Below are 2459 nucleotides of genomic sequence, written 5' to 3'. Positions count from 1 at the left end.
AAGAGCGTCTGATCGCTCATGCGGTGAGTAGGTTGTCTGCGAAGTATCCGTCGATCTCGGCTGATGTCGTGGCGGACGCTGTGGCGTCTGCTCATGCTCATTTCGACGACAAGGTGCGTGATTTCGTTCCTCTGCTCGTCGAGCGCATGGCGGGGGAGAAACTTTCCTCGCTGGTCGCTTCATAAAGGCCGTGTCCGCGGCCGAAGAGTCCGATATTGCGCAGGCGAGAGTGTTTCTGGCTCTGTTGAATTCGGAGATCGACGAGTTGTCGGAGCGGATCGAATCCGCGCTGCGCCTGGTGCGGGGTACGCGCCCGGTCGCACCTGAGTTGGCGTCGGCGGCGCGCACCGATGCGGCGGCTCTGCGTAAGGACCTTCATCGGGTGCACGCTCTTGTCGAGCAACTGACACGCCGGTTTCCTACCGCCAATGTGCCCGCGGAAGTGCCTGCCGCACATTCTTTCCGCAGCTGATCGGTTTCCGTCGCAGCGCTGATCGCGTTCGGTGCGCGGTCAGCCGCTATCCTGAGTCGCCCTCTTCTGCATGGGCAGGGAAGCACAGGGACGGTGAGCTGCGGGGATGGATCGACAACCACCATCGAGTGCTGCCGCTGCTGTGGTCGACTGCGCCGTCTATGTCGACGGGGTGCGACTCCCCGGCACTCACACACCGGAGAGTGCGTTGGATGAGGTTCGGCGTCGGGGTTCGGGGTTCGTGTGGCTCGGGTTGTTCGCACCGACCTTCGAGCAGATGACGGCAATCGCCCAGACGTACGGCCTGCACGAATTGGTCGCCGAGGACTCGGTGCACGCGCATCAACGCCCCAAACTCGAACAATACGACAAGGTGACCGTGTTGGTGATGCGCACGGCCCACTACCTTTCACCGACCTCGATCCGCACCGCCGACGACATCGTCGAAACCGGTGAGATTCTCGCTGCTGTCGGGTCGGATTTCATCGTCACCGTCCGGCACGGCGCGCATACCGCGTTGGCGGGCGTGCGCGCCGAACTCGAAGGATCGCCGGAACACCTGCAAATCGGGCCGTGGGCTGTCCTGCACGCGGTGATCGACCGGATCGTCGACGGTTACCTGGGAGTGGTCGGATCGGTCGACGTCGATATCGACACTTTGGAAGTGGAACTGCTCAGCCCCGATCGTCACACCCCTATCGAGCAGATCTACCTCGTCAAACGCGAAGTGCTCGAATTACGGCGTTCGGTCAACCCCCTCGCTGCGGCGCTGTCCACGCTCGCTGCCGCCACTGCGTTGCCGGAGCCGATTCCCAAGGACGTACACCGGCATCTGCGTGATGTCGCCGAACACCACGCCGCGGTGGCGGAACGGATCGTCGAGTTCGACGATGTCATCAGCTCTCTCGTCGCTGCGACTCTTGCTCGGGTCAATGTTCAGCAGAACACCGATTTGCGCAAGATCACCGCGTGGGCGTCGGTGGCGGCGTTCGTGACTGCGTTCGCCGGGATCTACGGCATGAACTTTCAGGACATGCCGGAACTGCGATGGCGATACGGGTACCTGCTGTGGTGGATCATCGCGGTGACCGGCGCGGTGTCGTTGTTCACCTTGTTCCGCCGAAAACGCTGGCTGTAAAGGCCAGCATCTGAAGGTCTTGGCCGGCTGCGGCCGGAACTCCTCGAACCGAACGGAGGTGAACGACCGAACCGCCCTGCCTCCGCGCGACCACGCTGTTGCCGGGCGGGATTGCGCAGCAGGTCAGGTCGAAACCACTGTTACGCAGATCGATTCCGTTAGTCTCAACCGTCCGTGAATGGTGGGTGTGCAGGCGATCGACGATCGGGGATCGAAGAAGGAGGGGGACAGGTGTTCGGTAGCGCCGGCAATGATGCTCGACTAGTGCGTCCGCCTGCGCTGGGCACCGCCCTCGCTGCCGTGCCCTTTCTCGCGATAATTGCGGGAGTCCGCTACGACTGGTGGCAGTACCCCACAGCCGCAGTCATTTTCCTCGAACCCGCCACGGTATGTTTCGCGCTCCTGGGACTCCTTGCCATCGGGGTGTTCTGGGTTGTCCGGTCCTACGGTTTCTGGAAACGGGAGCAGCGCCTGTCGTGGCGGATGGGACCTGCCCCTCTGGTCGTGGTAGCGACTGCTCTCGTGTTCTTCACGGTGCAAACGCCAACGGATCGCGCTTTCGATCGAGCCAATCCAGAGATGGCGGAGCTTGCGGACTCGATGCTGCGTGACGGTACCGAGCATCTCGGCCCAACCGAGATCGACGGTTACGAATTCTCCACTGTCTTCATCCGGGTGGACAACTGTGTGTACTTCGTCGATAGCAGGCGGAGCACCCCCACTGAGGTCGTGGGGTGGTTGTACACAGCGAATTGCACTCCGAATTTGGATCGGTTCCGCCGGCTCAAACCCGTTGCTGAGAACTGGTTTTCCTTCGAGCAGGGCACCTAGAGGTCTTGTCTGGACCTA

General features: G+C 62.0%; 4 protein-coding genes. All 4 read left to right on the top strand.

Annotated features, from left to right (window positions below; all coding sequences use genetic code 11):
- Positions 1 to 185: three-helix bundle dimerization domain-containing protein (locus A2J01_RS24525; RefSeq protein ID WP_064113780.1), on the top strand; the 185-nt coding region annotated here is incomplete at its 5' end.
- A gap of 5 nt (positions 186 to 190) precedes the next feature.
- Entirely contained in the window at positions 191 to 472 is a 282-nt protein-coding gene (locus A2J01_RS24520) for a hypothetical protein (RefSeq protein ID WP_003946081.1), read from the top strand.
- A gap of 106 nt (positions 473 to 578) precedes the next feature.
- Positions 579 to 1610, top strand: a complete 1032-nt coding sequence (locus tag A2J01_RS24515) for a magnesium and cobalt transport protein CorA (protein WP_003946088.1) — start codon at positions 579 to 581, stop codon at positions 1608 to 1610.
- Positions 1611 to 1841: 231 nt separating this feature from the next.
- Positions 1842 to 2441, top strand: coding sequence for a hypothetical protein (locus A2J01_RS24510; RefSeq protein WP_003946084.1), 600 nt, complete (start codon positions 1842 to 1844; stop codon positions 2439 to 2441).
- Positions 2442 to 2459: the final 18 nt, after the last annotated feature.

Origin of the sequence: Rhodococcus sp. EPR-134 (assembly GCF_001647205.1) — a bacterium.
Classification (GTDB): Bacteria; Actinomycetota; Actinomycetes; order Mycobacteriales; family Mycobacteriaceae; genus Rhodococcus_F; species Rhodococcus_F qingshengii.
The sequence above is the reverse complement of the archived record's forward strand: the minus strand, read 5'-3'. Positions and strand labels throughout refer to the sequence as shown.